The 19,491-nt window shown below is 70.5% G+C and carries 19 protein-coding genes; 12 read left to right on the plus strand and 7 right to left on the minus strand.

Going from position 1 to position 19,491, the window contains the following annotated elements; genetic code table 11:
* Positions 1-4 precede the first annotated feature (4 nt).
* From gspE to ASD25_RS26960, 10 genes are all read left to right on the plus strand, one after another.
* A complete protein-coding gene (gene gspE, locus ASD25_RS26915) occupies positions 5-1,525 on the plus strand; it encodes a type II secretion system ATPase GspE (RefSeq protein ID WP_055831414.1) in 1,521 nt (506 codons plus the stop codon).
* Complete coding sequence (gspF, locus tag ASD25_RS26920; RefSeq protein WP_055831412.1) at positions 1,525-2,742, plus strand: type II secretion system inner membrane protein GspF; 1,218 nt, start codon at positions 1,525-1,527, stop codon at positions 2,740-2,742. Before gspE ends, gspF begins: the two co-directional genes overlap by 1 nt.
* An 11-nt stretch (positions 2,743-2,753) precedes the next feature.
* Entirely contained in the window at positions 2,754-3,203 is a 450-nt protein-coding gene (gspG, locus tag ASD25_RS26925; protein ID WP_055831409.1) for a type II secretion system major pseudopilin GspG, read from the plus strand.
* A complete protein-coding gene (locus tag ASD25_RS26930; RefSeq protein ID WP_082560152.1) occupies positions 3,172-3,639 on the plus strand; it encodes a GspH/FimT family pseudopilin in 468 nt (155 codons plus the stop codon). The genes gspG and ASD25_RS26930 overlap by 32 nt, the downstream gene beginning before the upstream one ends.
* Positions 3,640-3,929: 290 nt before the next feature.
* Positions 3,930-4,298, plus strand: a complete 369-nt coding sequence (gene gspI, locus ASD25_RS26935) for a type II secretion system minor pseudopilin GspI (protein ID WP_055831408.1) — start codon at positions 3,930-3,932, stop codon at positions 4,296-4,298.
* Positions 4,295-4,885 carry a type II secretion system minor pseudopilin GspJ gene (gene gspJ, locus ASD25_RS26940; RefSeq protein ID WP_082560151.1) on the plus strand — a complete coding sequence of 197 codons (591 nt, stop codon included), beginning with the start codon at positions 4,295-4,297 and terminating at the stop codon, positions 4,883-4,885. The genes gspI and gspJ overlap by 4 nt, the downstream gene beginning before the upstream one ends.
* The gene (gene gspK / locus ASD25_RS26945; protein ID WP_055831406.1) at positions 4,882-5,868 is read left to right on the plus strand and encodes a type II secretion system minor pseudopilin GspK; all 987 of its coding nucleotides are present in this window, start codon (positions 4,882-4,884) and stop codon (positions 5,866-5,868) included. Before gspJ ends, gspK begins: the two co-directional genes overlap by 4 nt.
* The gene (gene gspL / locus ASD25_RS26950) at positions 5,865-6,968 is read left to right on the plus strand and encodes a type II secretion system protein GspL (protein WP_055831404.1); all 1,104 of its coding nucleotides are present in this window, start codon (positions 5,865-5,867) and stop codon (positions 6,966-6,968) included. The genes gspK and gspL overlap by 4 nt, the downstream gene beginning before the upstream one ends.
* Positions 6,965-7,456, plus strand: coding sequence for a type II secretion system protein GspM (gspM, locus tag ASD25_RS26955; protein WP_055831402.1), 492 nt, complete (start codon positions 6,965-6,967; stop codon positions 7,454-7,456). Before gspL ends, gspM begins: the two co-directional genes overlap by 4 nt.
* Positions 7,457-7,595: 139 nt before the next feature.
* A complete protein-coding gene (locus ASD25_RS26960) occupies positions 7,596-7,913 on the plus strand; it encodes a hypothetical protein (protein WP_055831399.1) in 318 nt (105 codons plus the stop codon).
* A 22-nt stretch (positions 7,914-7,935) separates the two neighbouring features.
* On the opposite strand, the gene ASD25_RS26965 is transcribed toward ASD25_RS26960, so the two are convergent.
* The 5 genes from ASD25_RS26965 to ASD25_RS31435 form a co-directional block, all read right to left on the minus strand.
* Complete coding sequence (locus ASD25_RS26965) at positions 7,936-8,940, minus strand: DUF2891 domain-containing protein (RefSeq protein ID WP_055831397.1); 1,005 nt, start codon at positions 8,938-8,940, stop codon at positions 7,936-7,938.
* Between the two features lie 2 nt (positions 8,941-8,942).
* Positions 8,943-9,908, minus strand: coding sequence for a DUF979 domain-containing protein (locus ASD25_RS26970; RefSeq protein ID WP_055831395.1), 966 nt, complete (start codon positions 9,906-9,908; stop codon positions 8,943-8,945).
* The gene (locus ASD25_RS26975; protein ID WP_055831392.1) at positions 9,905-10,633 is read right to left on the minus strand and encodes a DUF969 domain-containing protein; all 729 of its coding nucleotides are present in this window, start codon (positions 10,631-10,633) and stop codon (positions 9,905-9,907) included. Before ASD25_RS26975 ends, ASD25_RS26970 begins: the two co-directional genes overlap by 4 nt.
* 43 nt (positions 10,634-10,676) lie before the next feature.
* On the minus strand, positions 10,677-14,318 hold the full coding sequence (locus ASD25_RS26980; protein ID WP_055831390.1) for a hydantoinase B/oxoprolinase family protein: 3,642 nt from the start codon (positions 14,316-14,318) through the stop codon (positions 10,677-10,679).
* Between the two features lie 121 nt (positions 14,319-14,439).
* Complete coding sequence (locus ASD25_RS31435; protein WP_055831388.1) at positions 14,440-14,646, minus strand: TRAP transporter large permease subunit; 207 nt, start codon at positions 14,644-14,646, stop codon at positions 14,440-14,442.
* A 3-nt stretch (positions 14,647-14,649) separates the two neighbouring features.
* Between ASD25_RS31435 and ASD25_RS31440 the strand changes: the two genes are divergently transcribed.
* Both ASD25_RS31440 and ASD25_RS26995 read left to right on the plus strand, forming a co-directional pair.
* Entirely contained in the window at positions 14,650-14,925 is a 276-nt protein-coding gene (locus ASD25_RS31440; RefSeq protein ID WP_055831385.1) for a carboxylesterase family protein, read from the plus strand.
* A 45-nt stretch (positions 14,926-14,970) separates the two neighbouring features.
* Positions 14,971-15,579, plus strand: a complete 609-nt coding sequence (locus ASD25_RS26995; RefSeq protein WP_082560149.1) for a cysteine hydrolase family protein — start codon at positions 14,971-14,973, stop codon at positions 15,577-15,579.
* Positions 15,580-15,787: 208 nt separating this feature from the next.
* Here the strand turns inward: ASD25_RS26995 and ASD25_RS27000 are convergent, their stop codons facing one another.
* The gene (locus tag ASD25_RS27000) at positions 15,788-16,231 is read right to left on the minus strand and encodes a response regulator (RefSeq protein WP_055831381.1); all 444 of its coding nucleotides are present in this window, start codon (positions 16,229-16,231) and stop codon (positions 15,788-15,790) included.
* Between the two features lie 43 nt (positions 16,232-16,274).
* Complete coding sequence (locus tag ASD25_RS27005) at positions 16,275-19,418, minus strand: EAL domain-containing protein (RefSeq protein ID WP_055831379.1); 3,144 nt, start codon at positions 19,416-19,418, stop codon at positions 16,275-16,277.
* Positions 19,419-19,491 lie beyond the last annotated feature (73 nt).

Genomic DNA, 19,491 nt, shown 5'->3' on the forward strand with positions numbered 1-19,491 from the left:
CGCCATGATCACCCTGATCAATCCGACCCTGCCCTATGGCTTCGCCAAGCGGCACGGCGTGATCCTGCTCGAGGCCGGCGACATCGCCGTGGTCGGCCTGCGCGAGGGCGCCGATCCCTCGGCCCTGATCGAGACGCGTCGCGCCCTCGGTCGCCCCCTGCGCGTCGAACCGCTCGGTCAGGCCGCCTTCGACCGCCAGCTGTCCGAGGTCTACGCCGGCGACCACCTGAACGCCGCCGACAGCGATGATCTGGACATGCCGTCCGGCCTCGAAAGCCTGATCGACGACATTCCCGCCGCCGCCGACCTGCTGGACACGGCCGACGACGCCCCGGTCATCCGTCTGATCAACGGCATCATAGCCGAGGCGGTCCGCACCGGTGCCTCGGACATCCATCTGGAGCCGTTCGAGACGGCCCTGACCGTGCGCATGCGCGTCGACGGCGTGCTGCGCGAAACCCTGTCGCTCAATCCCCGGATCACGCCCCTGCTGGTGTCGCGCATCAAGGTTATGGCGCGGCTGGACATCGCCGAGAAGCGCGTGCCCCAGGACGGGCGCATCCCCCTGACGCTGGGCGGCAAGACGCTTGACGTGCGCGTCTCGACCCTGCCGTCGCGCGCCGGCGAGCGAGTCGTGCTGCGCATCCTCGACAAGGAGCAGGCGGGCCTGACGCTGGACCGGCTTGGCATGTCGTCCGAGGCGCTGGACGCCTTCCGCCACGCGCTGAAGGAGCCGAACGGCATCATCCTCGTCACCGGCCCGACGGGCTCGGGCAAGACCACCTCGCTCTACGCCGGCCTGTCGCTGCTGAACGACGCCACGCGCAACATCCTGACGGTCGAGGACCCGGTCGAATACGCCATCGACGGCGTCGGCCAGACCCAGGTCAATCCCAAGGTCGGCATGACCTTCGCCGCCGGCCTGCGCGCCATCCTGCGTCAGGACCCGGACGTGGTCATGGTCGGCGAAATCCGCGACGTCGAGACGGCCCGGATCGCGGTCCAGGCCTCGCTGACCGGCCACCTCGTCCTGTCGACCGTCCACACCAATGACGCCGCGGGGGCCATCACCCGCCTGCGCGACATGGGCGTCGAGCCCTTCCTGCTGGCCTCGACCCTGCGGCTGATTGTGGCCCAGCGGCTGGTGCGGCGGCTGTGCGGCGAATGCCGCCGGCCCGAGACGGCGGACGCGGCCACGGCCCGGCTGGCCGGGGTCGAGCGCGGCGCCCGCGTCTGGCGGCCGCAGGGCTGCGCCCACTGCCAGAACACCGGCTATGTCGGTCGCGTCGGCCTGTACGAAGTCATCCGCGTCGACGACCGCGTGCGCCGCCTGATCGCCGCCGAGGCTGATGAGGAAGCCATCAACGCCGCCGCCTTCGGCAAGGCGGGAGCCGACACCCTCACCCAGCGGGCGCGCGCGCTTGTTCTCGAGGGCGTCACCTCGGTGGAGGAGGCCGTCCGCGTCACCCGCCAGGAAACGGCGGATCTCGAGCCCGACGCCGCCGATCGCGGGGTCGCGGCCTGATGGCGGCCTTCGACTATGTCGCCGTCGACGCCGGCGGGCGCACCGTCACCGGGGCGGTGACCGCCGCCGACGAGGGCGCCGTGCGCGCCGTCCTGGCCCGCCGCCGTCTGATGCCGCTGGAGGTCACGACCGCGCGCGGCGCCGTCTCGCGGACCGAACAGGCCGGACCGCGCAAGGCGACGAAACTCAATGCCAAGACCCTGGCCCTGACCACCCGCCAGCTCTCCACCCTCGTCTCCGTCGCCCCGATCGAGGAGGCCCTGCGCACCATCGCGCTGCAGGCCGACCGTCCGGCCGTCCGCCGCGTGCTGGACGGCGTCCATGCGGGCGTGATGGAGGGCCGCCGCCTGTCGGACGCCATGGCCCTGCAGGGTCAGGCCTTCCCGCCGCTGTATCGGGCTATGGTCTCGGCCGGCGAGACCTCGGGCGCGCTCGAGCCGATCCTCGAACGCCTCGCCGATGGGCTGGAGCGCGATCAGGTGGTGCGCGGCAAGGTGATCACCGCCCTGGTCTATCCGATCGTGCTGGCGGTCGTGGCCCTGGGCGTCATCACCGCCATGATGACCTTCGTCGTGCCCAGGGTGGTCGACCAGTTCGACAGCATGAACCAGACCCTGCCGCTGCTGACGCGGTTGGTCATCGGCGTCTCCCAACTGATGCGCGACTGGGGCTGGTTGCTGGCGCTGGTCCTCGTCGCCGGCGGCCTGATCGGCGCGGTCCTGCTGCGCAATCCGGCGATCCGCCTGAGGGCCGATACGTCCGTGCTGCGGCTACCCCTGATCGGCCGTCTGACGCGTGACCTGCACGGGGCGAAGATGGCCCGCACCCTGTCCACCATGATCGCGGCCGGCCTGCCGGTGCTGGAGGGTCTGACCATCACCGCCCGCACCGTCTCCAACCGCCGCCTGCGCCTCGCCACCGAGACCATGGCCGAGGCGGTGCGCGAGGGCGGGGGGCTGTCCGCCGCCATGCGCCGCGCCGACGTCTTCCCGCCGATCCTCGTCTACATGACCGCCTCGGGCGAGAGCAGCGGCCGGCTGGAGCCCATGCTGGAGCGCGCCGCCGACTATCTGGAGCGCGAATTCTCCACCTTCACCGCCGTGATGCTCAGCCTGCTGGAGCCGGCGATCATCGTCGTCATGGGCGGCGTGGTCGCCCTGATCGTGCTGTCGATCCTTCTTCCCATTCTGCAGATCAACACCCTGGCGATGGGGTGAGGAGCGTGGCCATGACGACTGAAATCGAACGTAAAATCTCAAAGCGTCGCCGGCGAGCCGGCTTTACGCTCGTCGAGCTGATGGTGGTCATCGTCATCATCGGCCTTCTGGCCACGGTGGTGGCGATCAACGTCCTGCCCAGCCAGGACCGGGCCATGGTCGGCAAGGCCAGGGCCGACATTTCCACCCTGGAGCAGGCCATCGAGACCTACCGCCTCGACAACCTCGACTTCCCGGCGGACCTGCAGGCGCTGGTCGCGGCCCCGGCCGGTCTGGTCAATCCGGACCGCTACCGTCCCGGCGGCTATGTGCGCCGCCTGCCCGAGGATCCGTGGGGCAATCCGTACGGCTACCGCCGCCCCAGCGCGCACGGCGGCCAGTTCGACGTCTTCTCCCTGGGCGCGGACGGCAAGGAGGGGGGTGAGGGCAATGACGCCGATCTGGGCAACTGGCAGGGTTAAATCCCGTGCTGGCCGAGCGGGCTTTACATTGGTCGAGCTGCTGATGGTCGTGGCCATCCTCGGCCTTGCCGCCGGCGCGGTCGTGTTGGCGGTTCCCGATCCGCGCCCGGCCGTCGGCGCCGAGGCCGTGCGGTTCGCGGCCCGGCTGTCGAGGGCGCGCGACGAGGCCGTGCTGTCCAACCGCCCGGTCGCTGTCGAGGTCACCCCGGCGGGCTACGCCTTCACCGTCTTCGACGGCCGGGAATGGTCGGCGCTGTCCGATGGTCCGTTCGGGCCCGAGACCTGGCGGGCGGGGACGGCCGTCAGCCCCGCCGAAAGCGCGCGCTTCGTCTTCGATCCCACCGGCGTCGCCGAGCCGGCGACCCTGACGCTGGCCCGCGACGGCAAGGGCAAGACCGTGACGGTGGACGGGGCGGGGGAGGTCACCCTCCGATGATTTTCCCGACTTTCCGATCATCCCGGCGAAAGCCGGGACCCGGTCCTTTCGTGGGGCGGACTTTTCGGGATCGCTTTCGGTGCGCACCCTGTGCGGCCGATCGCTCAAGGAACCGGGTCCCGGCTTTCGGGGGCGGGGGAGGTCCCCCTCCGATGATTTTCCCGACTTTCCGATCATCCCGGCGAAAGCCGGGACCCGGTCCTTTCGTGGGGCGGACTTTTCGGGATCGCTTTCGGTGCGCACCCTGTGCGGCCGATCGCTCAAGGAACCGGGTCCCGGCTTTCGCCGGGATGATCGGGAATTCTGAGACCAGACAGGGTTTCACCCTGATCGAAATGCTGGTCGCCCTGTCCGTGTTCAGCCTCGCCGCCATGGCCTTGCTCAACCTCTCGGGCGAGAACACCCGCTCCGCGGCGCGCGTCGAGACCCGCACCCTCGGCGGCGTCGTGGCCGAGAACCTGGCGGTCGAGGCGGCGACGATGCCGGTTATCGGAGAGGGGACGTCCGCGGGTCAGGTCGAACTGGCGGGCCGTCGCTGGAACTGGACCCGGGTCGTCGCCGCCACTGACGTCGCCGGCATGCTGCGCATCGACGTCCGCGTCAGCGACGCCGAGGGTCAGGCCGCCGAACGCACCCTGTTCCGGTCGCGCGCGTCATGACCCGGCGGGCGGGCTTCACCCTGGTCGAGGTTCTGGTCTCGCTGATGATCTTCGCCATGATCGCGGCGGCGGGCGCGGCCGTGCTGGGCGTGACCATCGACAACCGGTTCGCGGTCAAGGCCGCCAGCGACCGCGTCGGCGACCTGCAGCGCATGCGCGGCCTGCTGCGCACCGACCTCGGCCAGGCCACCGGCCGGCGCTCGCGCGGCCCCACCGGCCGGCCCGTGCCCCAGCCCATGGTCGGGGCGACGGCGCCCGGCGACCCCATCCTCGTCCTCACCCGCGCGGGCTGGAGCAACCCCGGAGAACAGGCGCGGCCGTCGCTGCAGCGGGTCGAATACCGGCTGGTCGGGGACCGGCTGGAACGCCGCGTCTCCAGCCATCTCGACGGCGCCCGCCCCGGGCCGCCGCAGGTGCTGTACCGCGGCGTGCGCGACGTCACAGTCGGCTTCGTCCGCGACGGCGAGGCGGCGCCGGCCTTCATCTCCAGTATCGACCGTCCGCTGCCCGACGCGGTGCGCATTGGAATGACGGTCCAGGGCTATGGCCGCATCGACCAGTTGTTCCTCGTCGGGAGCGGCCGATGAGCCGGTCGCGGCGCGAGCGCGAGGGCATGGCCCTGCTGACGGTCCTGCTGCTGGTCGCCGTCATGTCGGTGGTGGCGGTGGCCATCCTCGACGACGTCCGCTTCTCGGTGCGCCGCGCGACCAATGTCGAGACGCAGAGCCAGGCCCAGTGGTACGCCGCCGGCGCCGAAACCCTCGCCCGCGGCCAGATCACGCGCCTGCTCGCCGCCGGTCCGTCGCGCACGCCGCTAGATCCGCAATGGAACGGCCGGACCCTCAGCTTCCCCATCGACGGCGGAACCATCGCCGCGACCGTCACCGACGGTCAGGCCTGCTTCAACCTGAACAGCCTCGTGCTCGGCGTCGGCGAGGACCTGACCGCCCGTCCGCTCGGCGCGGCCCAGTTCCGCGCGCTCGGCCGCGCCGTCGGGGCCCCCGACAGCCGCCTCAAGGCCATCGCCGACGCCCTGACCGACTGGCTCGACGCCGACACCACGCCCCTGCCGCTGGGCGCGGAAGACGGCGCCTACGCCGGCCTCGCCAGGCCTTATCGCACCGGCGGCGTCCTGCTCGCCGAGGTCAGCGAGTTGCGCGCGGTCAAGGGCGTCGATGCCGATACGTACCGCCGTCTGCGCCCTTACGTCTGCGCCCTGCCGACCTCGCGCCTGTCGCCGCTGAACGTGAACACCCTGACGCCGGAGCAGGCGCCGCTGCTGACCATGCTGACCGGCGGCGCCCTTCCGCCGCAGCGGGCTCGGGCGGTGATCGCGGCCCGGCCCCGCGACGGCTGGCCCGATTCCGCCGCCTTCTGGGCCCAGCCGGCCCTGGCGACGCTGCCGCTCGACGCCGAGGCGCGCGACCAGATCACCGTCCTGACCCGCTTCTTCGACCTGCGTGTCGATGTCGAACTGGGCGGCTCCCACGCCGTCCGCACCGCCCTGCTGGAGGCCGGCTCCGACGGCCGCGTCCGCACCGTGATCCAACGCTGGACCCCCGAAGAATGAAACCGACCCGTCTGATCCTGATTCCGAGCCTAGGCAGCGAACCCGCGCCCTATCTGTTCATCGCCGATGGCATGGTGCGCGAGCGCGGCCTGCTGGAGCTCGACGCCGTCGAGCGCCCCGAGCCCATGCGCACCGTGGCCGTCGCGCCCGGCGCCGACGTCATCCTCCGCTGGCTCGACCTGCCCGCTGGCGGCCCGGTCCAGCAACGCGCCGCCGCCCTGTGGATGCTGAAGGATTCGCTGGCGGCGCCCGCCGACCGGCTGGCCGTGGCGCTGGGACCCGTGCCCGCGGCGGGCCGGCCCCGTCTCGTCGCCGTCGTCGGCCTGTCCCTGCTTCAGGCCTGGACCGACTATCTCGAGGCTCTCGGCGTACGCGCCGACGCCATCGTCCCCGACGCACTGACCGTGCCCGAGCCCGACGAGGACGGCCGCCTCAACGCCGTCGCCTTCGGACCGTCCACGGCGTTGCGGGGGCGGGGTTTCGCCGCGAGCGTCCAGCCCGATCTGGTCGAGCTGGTCGCCGGCGCGCGTCGGGTCGAGCCGATCGCGGACGCCGGCGCGGTCGAGCGCGCCCTGATCGACGCCGCCCTGTCGCCGCTCGTCAACCTCCTGTCCTCGCAGGACCGGGCCCGCGGAACGGCCCGGCGCGGTTGGGCCCTGGCTTCGGCTCTCGCCGGCCTGCTGGCCGTCTCCCCCCTCGTGCTGGTCGGCGCCGCGGCCGCCCGGGATGACATCGACGCTCGCAAGGCCGCTGAGCAGGCCCGCGCCGGGATCGCCAGCGTCGCCCCCGATCTCGCAGCCCGTCCCGATCCGGTCGAGGCCCTGCGCCAGCGGGTCCGCGCCGCCCCTCCGCCCGGCGGGGTCGTCGGCGCGGCCGCGGCCCTGTTCGCGGCCGTCGAGGGCGTCGAGGGCGCCGAATTGGACCTTCTGATCGTCGATCCCGCCGCCGGCATGAAGGCCAGCGTCACCCATGCCGACTATCAGGACATGCAGGCCATCGGCCGGGCCATGCGCGCCCATGGCCTGGAGATCACCGAAACCGGCACCCTCGATGACCGCGGCCGCATCGTCAGCGACATCACGATCGGAAGCGCCCGATGACCCGGTTCACAGGGCCCCTCGCGTTCTGGTTCAGCGGCCGCACCCTGCGCGAGCGCCGAATGCTGATGGTCATGGCCGGGTTGCTGACCGCCACGATCATCTGGCTCGGGGTGGTGCAGCCGGTCCTGGCCTGGAGACGCGCCGCCGCCGACCGCGCCGCCGCCTCGTCCGAAACGCTCGCCGAGGTGCGCGCCGCGGTCGCGGCCCTTGGTCCGCTCCGCGCCCCGGCCCGGCCCCCGGTCGAGGGTCTGGATCCCCTGATCCGTCGCACCGCCGCAGCCGCGGGGCTGGAGGTGGTCACCGTCATGAGCCCGTCCGGCCAGTTGGGCTTCCAACTGGCCCGCGTCCGCTCCGGACCTCTGTTCGCATGGCTGGCGGCGCTCGAAACCGACCACCGCCTGACCGTGTGCAGCCTCGGCGTGGTCAAGAACGCCGACGCCACCCTGAACGTCGAGGGCGCCTTGTCCGCGGGAGCCTGCATGGCCTGACAGGCGGCGCTGTAACGTCCGCAGGCGGGGAAACTGTCAAACTTCATACTTCTAACCGTCGCATAATCTTTACAATGCGAAGAAAGAGCGCATTATTCCTCCGGGTCCTGACTGTTTCAGGCCATCGGGAGAGACTGGAATGCGCGCTTTCGCCCCCCTTGTCGGCCTTGCCGCCTTCGCCGCGGCGGCGATTCTTCCCGCCGGACTGGTCAGCGCGTCCGACCTCGATCAGCCGGCCGCCAGGGCCCCGGCGCGCGCCGTTGTGATCTGCGGCACGGACGCCGCGACCCGCCGCGCCTTCACCCGCGAACACGGCGCTCCTCCGGTTTTCGTCACGGCCCGTGAGGCGCTGTCGGTCCGGGGCTCCGATCCGGCGTGGAGCACGCCGCGCTGCATGACGGCCCGGGAGCACGCCCGCTATCGCGACGCCGCCACCAGCTACGCCGCCGTTCGCTAGTCCGGTCGCCGCGGCGTCCCGTCTACTCGCCGGCCAGCAGGGCCAGCAGGGCGAAGCTGGCCAGCCAGTGCTCGCCCATATAGTCGCCGGTCACATGGGGCAGGGCGGCGCCCAGATGCATGCGTGCGGCTTCAGTCGCCAGGGCGCGCCGGGGATCGCCGGCGTCCAGCGCGGAGGCGATCTCGCGCCAGCACCAGGCCCGGCTCAGATTGAGGCCGTCCAGATGGGCGATCTTGCCGTCGGACCGGTCGCTGACGCCGGCGGGCTGGAACAGGGTCGCGGGCTCGCGCCGCTCAAGCCGGGGCAGGAAGGCGTCGAACCACGCGGCGAAGGCGTCCCCCGTCATCACCCGTCGCATCAGCACGGCTTCCATCAGGGCCGGCGACAGGAACTCGTCCTGCGACGGCTCCCACGCCTGACAGTCGCGGTCGCCGGAATGCCAGCGCACGGCCCGCTCGCGGCACAGCGCGGCCAGGACGGCGTCGCCGACGGCCTCGGCGTAGTCGAGCGTCAGTCTCAGGGCGAAGGCGGTGTTGTAATGGGTTCCGACCCGGACCGGATAGTCGGCCAGCGGCAGGAACTCGGTGAACCGCCCGGCGAGGGCCAGCGTCAGCGGGCGCAGGGCATCGGCCCGCCTGTCCCCGTGCCGCTCCAGCTCCGCCGCCAGCATCAGCAGCCACGCCCAGCCATAGGGCCGCTCGAACCCGCGGCTTTCCGGGCGCTGCAGGTAGGCGGTTTCGGCCGCCACGTTTTCCGGCGTGAACAGCTCGTCGGCCAGCGCCCGGATCCGCGCCGCTTCCGGCATGTCGGGGTGCAGCCGCAGCAGCGTGAACAACGTCCACCAGCCGTGGACGCAGGAATGCCAGTCGAAGCTGCCGAAGAAGATCGGGTGCAGCGCCCTCGGTCCCTCGACGTCGCCGGGTCCGGCGAGGACGTGGTCCATCTTGTTCGGATATTCGCGGGCGACATGACCCAGCGCCGCCGAGGCGAAGCGGGAGGCGGTGGCGGCGTCGAGGCTGTGGGTCATGTTCAGAACCTGAAGGCGAAGGCGTACATCAGCGCCATGTTGATCCCCAGCAGGATCAGGGCGGTGGGGATCTGCGCCCGGATCACCCCGTTCAGGGCCGAGTCGCGGTCGGGCAGCTCCAGCAGGTTGGCCGGCACGACGTTGAAATTGGCCGCCATGGGCGTCATCAGCGTGCCGCAGAAGCCGGCCAGCATGCCGATGGCGCAGACGATGGCGGGATTGCCGCCGAACTGGACGACCACGAACGGCAGGCCGATGGCGGCGGTCATCACCGGGAAGGCGGCGAAGGCGTTGCCCATGATGACGGTGAACAGCGCCATGCCGAGGCAGTAGACGACGACCGCCAGCAGCGGCGAGGTCAGGGGCACGGCCTGGCTGACCATCTGGCCCACCACGCCGCCCACGTCGGAGGCGAGGAACACGGCCCCCAGCGAGGCCAGCATCTGCGGCAGCAGGGCGGCCCAGCCGATGGAGTCCATCAGTCGCCGCCCTTCCTGCACCGGCGCCATCACCGGCGGCCGCAGCCAGGCCATGGCGGCGAACAGGGCGATGATGCAGCCCAGGCCCAGCGCGATCAGCGTCGTCTGGGTCGACGAAAGCAGCCACGCGCCCGCGCCCGTATGCTTGGCCGCCAGGGTGCCTCCGACCGCGACCAGCGGCACGATCAGGGCGGGAATAAACAGGGCGTTGCCGCGAAGCAGGGCGCCCTCGCGCCGCTCTTCCAGCGTGGTGGTCGGCGGATGTCCGACGCCCAGCTTCTTCAGCCCCCCGACGGCCACGAGGGCCAGCACCAGCACGCCGTTCCCCAGCCCGCCCAGCCACGAACCGAACAGCATCGACCCCGCGACCAGACCCCAGAAGACGGCGCTGCGGATGCGCGTGGGATGCGCCCGGTCGCCGAGCGTCAGCACGGCGAAGGCGCCGAACATCAACCCCACCAGCACATAGGCGTGGTCCAGGGTGATCATTGCGCCGCTCCGGTCTCGGCGGCCGTCGCGATGTCACGCTTCACCGAGCGGTCGAACAGCAGCAGCCGGGCGCCGTGGACGGCGAAGGCGGCGATGGCCGTCGGGATGGCCCAGACCGACATCTGCAGGGGCTCGACGATGATCCCGGCCTGTTCGAGGAAGCCGACCATCAGGACGATGGAGCCGATGGCGATGAAGATGTCCTCGCCGAAGAACAGGCCGATGTTGTCGGTCGCGGCGGACATGGCGCGGATGCGGAAGCGCAGCGCGTCCGGCAGCGTTCCGCCCGCCTGGACCTCGGCCGCGCCCTCGGCCATCGGCGCCACCAGAGGCCGGACCATCTGCGGGTGGCCGCCCAGCGAGGTCAGGCCGAGGGCCGACGTCGCCTGGCGCACCACGAGATAGCTGATCAGCAGCCGCCCCGCCGTCGCGGCCCTGACTTGCGCGATCAGCAGCCGGGCCCGCTCCTGCAGCCCGGCGCGCTCCAGCAGGCCGATGACGGGCAGGACCAGCCAGGTGATGTGGAAATAGCGGTTGTCGTTGAAGGCGTCGCCGAACGCCGCGAGCGTGTCGATCGCCGCCCGCCCCAGCGCGCGGGCGTCGACGCCCGGCGCGACCGCCGCCGCCACCCCCGTAACGATGGCGGCGAGCAATATGACCAGCAGCGGATTGATGCGGGCGATGAAGCCCAGCACGACGACCGCGATCCCCAGAAGCACAAGCATTCGGATTCTCCCCCTCCGTGGATGGTTGCGCCGATTGCGCCGTTCAGGAAGCTTTTTTCGGCCCGTACCCGCCGCCGCCCGGGGTCTCGATGACGAAGACGTCCCCGACACCCATGCGAACCTCGGCGGTCGAGCCCAGGGCCTCGCGCCCGCCGTCGGCCCGTTCGATGCGGTTGACGCCCATCGCCCCGTTCTCGCCCCCGGCCGCGCCGAAGGGCGCCGTGCGGCGATGGTTGGACAGGATCGCCGCCGTCAGGGGCTCGAGGAACCGCACCCGTCGCACCGCCCCGTCGCCGCCCCGGTTCGCGCCGTCTCCGCCCGAGCCGCGGCGGATCGAGAACTCTTCGAGCAGGACCGGGAAGCGGGTCTCCAGCACCTCCGGATCGGTCAGGCGGCTGTTGGTCATATGCGTCTGCACCGCCGAGGCGCCGTCGAAGCCGGGGCCGGCGCCGGAGCCCCCGGCGATGGTCTCGTAATACTGCCGGGCGTCGTCGCCGAAGGTGAAATTGTTCATCGTCCCCTGGCTGGCGGCCAGTACGCCCAGCGCGCCGTACAGGCAGTCGACCACGGCCTGGCTGGTCTCGACGTTTCCGGCGACGACGGCGGCGGGATAGCGGGGGTTCAGCATCGACCCTTCCGGCACGATCAGCCGGATCGGCTTCAGACAGCCCTCGTTCAGCGGGATGGCGTCGTCCACCAGGGTGCGGAACACATAGAGGGTGGCGGCCCGGGTGATCGACAGGGGCGCGTTGAAATTGTTCGGCCGCTGGTCGCTGGTCCCGGTGAAGTCGACGACGGCGCTGCGGGCCGCCGGGTCCACATCGATGCGCACCCGGATGACCGCCCCGTCGTCCATTTCCAGTTCGAAGACGCCCGGCTTCAGGGCGGCGATGGCGCGTCGGACCGCTTCCTCGGCGTTATCCTGGATGTGGCCCATATAGGCGGCGACCACCTCGCGCCCGAACTCGGCGACCATGCGCGTCAGCTCGTCGGCGCCCCGCGCGCAGGATGCGACCTGGGCCTTCAGGTCGGCCATGTTCTGCCCGACGTTGCGCGACGGATGGCGGCCCGAGGCGAACAGGGCCCGCGTTTCGGCGTCCCTCAACCGGCCGGCGTCGATCAGCAGGAAGTCGTCGATCAGCACGCCCTCGTCCTCGACCGTCCTCGACGAGGGCGGCATCGATCCGGGGGTGGTTCCTCCCACGTCGGCGTGATGGCCCCGGGCGGCGACGAAGAAGGCGGGTGCGTCGTCGGCCCCCAGGAAGACCGGCATGATGACGGTGATGTCGGGCAGGTGGGTGCCGCCGTTGTAGGGGGCGTTCAGCATGTAGACGTCGCCGCGCAGCAGGCCCCGGCCGTCGGCCGCATCGCCTCGCGAACGGATCACGGTGCGGATGCTCTCGCCCATCGAGCCCAGATGGACCGGGATGTGCGGCGCATTGGCGATCAGGGCGCCGGTCGCGTCGAACACGGCGCAGGAGAAGTCGAGCCGTTCCTTGATGTTGACCGAATAGGCCGTGGCCCGCAGCGCCTCGCCCATCTGTTCGGCCGCCGCCATGAAGCGGCTGTTGAACACCTCGAGCATGATCGGATCGGCGTCCGTGCCCAGCGCCGTGCGGGCGGGCAGGGCGGTCACGCGGGCGAGGATCAGGTTCAGCGCCTCGTCCGCCGTGGCGCGCCAGCCGGGCTCCAGCACCGTCGTGCCGGTGTCCTCGAGGATGACGGCCGGACCATCGACCGAGGCCCCCGGTCCGAAGGCGTCGCGGCGGTAGACGGGCGTGTCGCGGTCGACTCCCGCCATCCGCACGGGCACGCGGGCGACGGCGGATGGCGCCCCGTCCGATCCTCCTGCGAAGGGCGTCGACGCGGCCTGATCCGATGCCGCGACGGCCTCGGCTTCCAGCGTCTCGACCACCAGCGCCTTGTCCTCGGCGAAGAAGCCGAAGCGCTGGCGATGCAGGGCCTCGAACGCCGCCCACATCCCGTCGGCAGGCCCGAACGGCACGGACAGCGGCGTGTCCGACCCGGCGAATTTGATCTCGGCGCGCACGACGGTGGTGGTCAAGCCGTCGGCGAAGCCCTGCGCGGTCAGCAGGCCGCGCGCGTCGGCGCTCAGGGCCTCGGCCCGCTCGCTCAGGGCCGCATCGCCGGCCGGCTCCAGCGGGGCCGCCACGGTGGCCTGGCGTATAGCCCGCACGTCGGCCAGGCCCATGCCGTAGGCCGACAGCACCCCGGCGAAGGGATGCAGCATGACCCGCGTCATCCCCAGCGCGTCCGCCACGAGGCAGGCGTGCTGGCCCCCGGCGCCGCCGAAACAGTTCAGCACATAGCGGGTCACGTCATAGCCGCGCTGGATCGAAACCGACTTGATCGCCTCGGCCATGTTCTGCACGGCGATGGTGACGAACCCCTCTGCCAGGGTTTCCGGCGTCGTATCGCGGCCCGTGGCGCGCGCGACCTCGGCGGCCAGCGTCTCGAATTTTTCCCGCACCGCATCGGCGTCCAGTGGCTGGTCCCCGTCCGGTCCGAACACGGCGGGGAACTGATCGGGCCGCAGCTTTCCCAGCATGACGTTGCAGTCGGTCACCGTCAGCGGGCCGCCGCGGCGGTAGGCAGCCGGACCGGGCACGGCGCCGGCAGACTCGGGACCGACCCGCAAGCGCGACCCGTCGAAGCGGCAGATCGACCCGCCGCCCGCGGCCACGGTATGGATGCTCAGCATGGGCGCGCGCAGCCGGACCCCGGCCACGACGGCGTCCGAGGTCCGCTCATAGTCGCCGGCGAAATGCGACACGTCGGTCGAGGTGCCGCCCATGTCGAAGCCGATGACCCGGTCGAAGCCCGCGGCGGCGGCCGTCTCGGCCATGCCGACCACGCCGCCCGCGGGTCCGGACAGGATGGCGTCCTTGCCCCGGAAGGCGCCGGCGGCCGTCAGCCCGCCGCTGGACTGCATGAACAACAACGGCGTCGCCTCGCCCAGATTGGCGCCGACGCGGTCGACATAGGCGCGCAGGATCGGCGACAGATAGGCGTCCGCCACGGTGGTGTCGCCGCGCCCGATCAGCTTGATCAGGGCCCCGACCTCATGGCTGACCGAGACCTGTTCGAACCCGACCTCGCGCGCGATCTCCGCCAGCCGGGTCTCGTGATCGGTGAAGCGCCAGCCGTGCATCAGCACAATGGCGACGGCCCGCAGGCCGGCCGCATGAGCCGCCGTCAGGTCGGCGCGGGCCCGGTCCTCGTCCAGCGCCTGTTCGACCGTTCCGTCGGCGCGGACGCGTTCGCCGATCTCGACGACCCGGTCGTAGAGCTGTTCGTTGAGCACGATATGGCGGGCGAAGATGTCGGGCCGGCTCTGCCAGCCGATGCGCAGGGCGTCGCCGAAGCCTTGCGTGATGGCCAGCAGCGTCGGCTCGCCCTTGCGTTCCAGCAGGGCGTTGGTCGCCACCGTTGTGCCCATGCGGATGGCGTCGACGCGGCCCTCGGGCAGCGGCCCCGGCGCGGCGTCCAGGATGCGGCGCACGCCCTCGACCGCGGCGTCGGCATACTGCTCCGGATTGTCGGACAGCAGTTTGCGGGTCTCGAGTCGTCCGCCCGGCGCGCGGGCGACGATGTCGGTGAAGGTTCCGCCGCGATCGATCCAGAAGCGCCAGCCGTCGCGAGCGGAGATCGAGGACGCGCTCATGAGGTCGCTCCGGCGGTTGGCCCGGCATGGGTTGATGCATGCAGATAGCCGGTGTGGCCGCCGTCCGTCCAACGGCAACTTCCGATCGACCGACGGCTGGCCGGACCGGGCGGCTCCCGGCCTATTTCATCATGGCCGGAAGCCAGAGCGACAGGGCCGGGACGAAGGTGACGAGCATCAACACAGTCGCGCAGGCCAGCCAGAACGGCCAGATCGTTTTCAGCGCCCGGGTCATCGGTATGCCCCCGATGGCGCTGCCGACGAACAGCACGGACCCCACGGGCGGGGTGATCAGGCCGATGCCGCAGTTCAGCAGCAGGCGTTCCACACGGTGGACATCCCCCTGGCGTTCGACAACGTCGCCGCGGCCGGATCGCGGGTCGCGGGCGTCGACGCGCAGACGGTCGCCGACCGCCTCAGCGACGCCTTCATCGCCTTCGCCCGCTCTGGCGATCCGAACCATCCCGGACTCCCCGCCTGGCGCCCCTACGGGCTTACGGATCGCGAAACCATGGTGCTCGATGTCGAGGCCCGTCTCGAGAACGATCCCCGCGGAGCCGAACGCCGCTTCTTCGCCCTGACCCCCTACGTCCAGCCGGGGACCTGAGACTCCGCCATGGAAACCCGCCCCGTCATGCGGCGTTGAGCGCCCATGGCGGAGACAACCGGACTGACCCAAGGAGCCATACCGAGTTCGGCGGTTCACCTGTGCGTGGACATGCAGCGCCTGTTTGCCGAGGAGACAGCATGGCGGACTCCGTGGATCCGCCGTGTCCTGCCCGAGGTCGTGCGGTTGTGCGAGCATGGACCGGAACGGACCTGCTTCACCCGCTTCATCCCGGCGGCGCGGCCGGGGGAGGGCGTCGGAACCTGGCGCGGGTATTACGAGCGCTGGTCGTCGATGACGCTGGAGGCCCTGGAGCCGGGCCTGGTCGATCTGGTCCCCGAGCTGGCGCTTTTCACGCCGCCCGCCCTCGTCTTCGACAAGCGTGTGTATTCGCCATGGCTCAGCGGCGACCTGCAAGGACTGCTGCGCGAGCGCGGCGCGGACACCCTGGTCGTCAGCGGGGGTGAAACGGATGTTTGCGTGCTGGCGACGGTCCTGGGCGCGGTGGACCTGGGCTATCGGGTCGTCATCGCCGTGGACGCCCTGTGCAGTTCCTCGAACGAAACCCACGACGCGACGGTCAGCCTCTATCACGACCGGTATGGCCAGCAGATCGAAACGGCCACCTGCGATGAGATCCTTGACGGGTGGTGAAATCCGTCGTGACCGAAAGCGGGTCGCGGCGCGAAGTCAGCGTCGGGAACGGCGTCAGAAGGCGCCGGCGGAGGTCAATATGCGCGCCGACCGCCTCCCGCCGGCGGCGGCCAACGGGGTCCGCTATCTGATGATCCTGTTGAAGGACCGTCGGACCGTCTGAGGGCGGCCCCGCTGCGTTATCGCTCCCGTCGCCGGGACGGGTCGATCAGAACGAACGCCCGCGAACGCCGGGGGCCGCCGACAGTTCAGCGGCCACGCTCTTGGGATCGGGCTCGACGCCCGCCCTGGAAAGCAGGCGCGAGACGGCTTCACTGAAGGCCTCGCTGCGCAGGGGCTTGGCCATGGTTTCGTCGGCCCCGAACACCAGCGCCATGCGCAACAGTTGGCTCGCGTCCATGCGTCCGCCTGACGAGATCGCCAGGATTCGTATCTGCGGCCGGGCGCGCCGCAGCTCGACGATCGTTTCCAGCCCGTCCTTGTTGGGCATGAGCATGTCCAGAACGACGAGGTCAAAGGCGTTCGCGGCGACCAGCGTGAGGGCTTCGTCGCCGTCTGCCGCCTCGATTACCTGGTGCCCCGCAGTCGTCAGAATTTCGGCCGCGATCATGCGGACGGTCGGGTCGTCGTCAACGACGAGGATCATGGACATTGCGAGACTCCTTTACTGACAGGTCGGGGGGCGGGAACGCACATCAGGCGGCAGCCCTGACTTCGGAAACGGGAAGGTCCTGGAAGTCGCAGGGACGGCGGTAGTAGTAGCCCTGAATATAGTGGACGCCGGCGGTCCGCAGGAACCGGAACTGCTCTTCGGTCTCCACGCCCTCGCAGACGATTTTCATGCCCAGGGCCCGACCAACGCCGATCACGGCATGGATGATGGCGGCCGACGCGGTGTCCTCGCAACACCGTGTGATAAAGCTTCTGTCGATCTTCAGCGTGGCGAACTGGAGACGTCTCAGCGCGTGAAGGCTGGTGTACCCGGAACCGAAGTCATCCAGCGCGACCCCCACCCCCATGGTTTCGAGCCGCTCGAGGGTCGGTCGCGCCCGTTCAATGTCGAGGATCGCGGTTTCGGTGACCTCGATCTCGATTTGCTCGAGCGGGTAGTCTGTCCGCGCGGCGGCCCTGGCGACCCGGTCCGCAAAATCATCGCACTGAAACTCGTCCGCGGACGCGTTGACCGAAATTCGGAGGTCCCGTCGCGCCACGCCCTCCTGCATCGCCCTTTCCATGACGAAATCCGTCAGCCGCCTGATCGCGCCGGCGGCTTCAAGGGCGGGTATGAACTCATCCGGACTCCGCACGCCTCGCTCGGGGCAGGTCCAGCGGACGAGGGCCTCGACCTTGCCGGCGAAGGCCCCGTCCCGATCCATCATGGGTTGATAAACGAGCCTCAGATGCCCGCCCTCCAGGGCGGCCGCCAGATCCTCCTCCACGGTCGCGGACTTCGAATCCGACGCCGGGGGCTCCGAGGAGCGCGCGGCGATACTGGACAATGTTTGATCCAGCACCAGGGCAAGGGCGTCGACGTCCAGGCGGGCGCCGTTCCCCCCACGCGCCGCATTCTCCACCGAGGCCGCCGCCTTTGCCACCGCTGCCGCGCCCAGGCTCAGGCTCATCGATTTGAGGGCGTGCGCGGCGCGCGCGGCTTCGTCGGTGTTCCCGGTCTCGACCGCTTGCCGGAGGTCGGACAGACGCAGGGGTGCATTGGTCGCATAGAGGCCCTCGACCTTGGCGACGAAATCGGGCCGGCCGTTGAGGGCCATGGCCTGCAGCTCAGCCTGAACGACGGGGTCGAAAAGGCCTGTGTCCACAGCCGCTATGGTCTCCACCGCCGGGGCGGTTTCCCCGCGTTGCGCGAATTCGGGGCAATGAGCGCCAAGAGCGTCGGCGAGGTCGCCCATGGTGAACGGCTTGTAGATCACCCCGTCCATGCCCGCGGCCTCCCAGGCGCCGGCCGCGGTTCCGACCACGTGAGCGGTCAGGGCCAGGATCGTCGATCTCGGACGGTTCCGGGCCGCCTCTTCGGCCCGAATGATCATCGTCGCCTCGAACCCGTCGAGATTGGGCATCGAGCCATCCATCAGGACCAGATCGTAGCTTTCGGTCCTGAGGCGCTCCACCGCCTGAAGCCCGTCTTCAGCGAGCGTTACGGAGGCTCCCAGCCGGTCCAGCGCCTCGCCGGCGACCTCACGGTTCACCTCGGAATCGTCGACCACCAGAACCCGGACGCCGGGGAACTGGACCGACTGGAAATCGCCGCCTCTGCCTTGCGGCACGGCCAGCGGCTGACCTGCGCGCAGCTGGCGCGCGATCGCCTCGATTTCGCTCCGGCGGATCGGGGTCTGCAGGACACACGTTCCCGGGGGAGCCTGAACGTCGCCCCCGGCGACCACGACGGTCGGGACGCCCAGGACCGGTTGATCCGGTCCGTGGAACGCCGCCTCTGTCGCCTGTCCGGCCGGAGCCGCGCCGATGCCGAAATCCGCCAGGTAGCGGCGCAAGGCGCGTTCGGACATGGGCCCTACGCCCTCGACGGAGGCCGACATGGCGGTCGGTTCCGCCGCGAGACCGACGCTGCCCGGGGCCGTCCGCAGCGACACGGCGAAGGCGAACAGCGAGCCCTCGCCAAGGCGGCTGCGCAGACGCCATTCGCCGTCCATGGCCTGAACAAGGCGGTCGCAAATCGTCAGCCCGAGGCCGGTACCGCCGTGCTTTCGGGTCGTGCTCTGGTCGGCCTGCGAAAAGGCCTGGAAAAGGTCCGGCAGCTTGTCCTCCGGTATCCCGGGACCGGTGTCGAGGACCCCCAGGACGTACCCCTCCGGCCGTTCGCTGTCCGCCTCGATCGTGATCAGAACGCCTCCGCTCTCGGTGAACTTGATCGCATTGTTGGTGAGGTTGCCGAGGATCTGCCGGAGCCGGGTCGGATCGCCGCAGACACGGGGCAGGGCGGGATCGACATAGACAGCCAGATCGAGCCGCTTTTCACGGGCGCGCTCGGTGAACAGGCCGGCCACGTCCTCCGCGGCCTCCGTGAGATCAAACTCGACATCTTCAAGATCGAGTTTGCCCGCCTCCACCTTGGAGAAGTCGAGGATGTCATTGATGATCGCCAGCAGCGACTTGCCCGACTTGGCGATGACGTCCGCGTACCTGCGCTGGCGAGGCGCGAGGTCTGAGCCGGAGAGGAGTTCGCTCAGGGCGAGGATGCCATTCATGGGCGTCCGGATTTCGTGGCTCATGACCGCCAGGAAGTCGGACTTGGCCGCGGTCGCCGCCTCGGCCGTCTCCTTGGCCACCCGAAGCTCTGCGGTTCGGGCCGATACCTCCTGTTCGAGGCCGGCGACGTGAGCGGCAATGCGGTCGTCCCGGACCCGGATATCCTCCATCATCGCCCGCACGCCCGACACCAGTTCGCCCACCTCGCCGTCGGCCGCGATTTCCGGCGACCGCGCGAAATCGCCGGAGTGCCGGACGTCGCTGGTGAAGGCGGCCAGTTGTACGATCGGGGTGCTTATCCGGCGCGCCAGCCGGAGCGCGATCATCAGTCCCGCCAGAAGCGCAACCGCGGCGCCGGCGAGGCTGGTCAGGACCGCGGCGAGAATGCGGGACTTGAGTCCCGGCGCCTGGCTCAGAAGGGTGATCTCCCCCACCTGGGCGCCCTGGCTCATCACGGGCGCTGTCGCCTGAAGCGTGCCGCTTCTCAGGACGGACCAGAAGGACGCCGCGCCGCTCCGCCCGATCGTGGCGTCGGACGTCAGGCGGACGCCGCCTCCCGTCTCGGCCAGCAGGCGCCCCCCGGTTCCGGTGATGCGGGCATAGGTGATGTCCGGCATCTGGCCGATGGATCTGATGGCGGTGAAGGCCCCCGAGGAATCTCCCGAACGAACGGGGTCGGCCGCGAGCGAA

Source organism: Brevundimonas sp. Root1423, assembly GCF_001426805.1.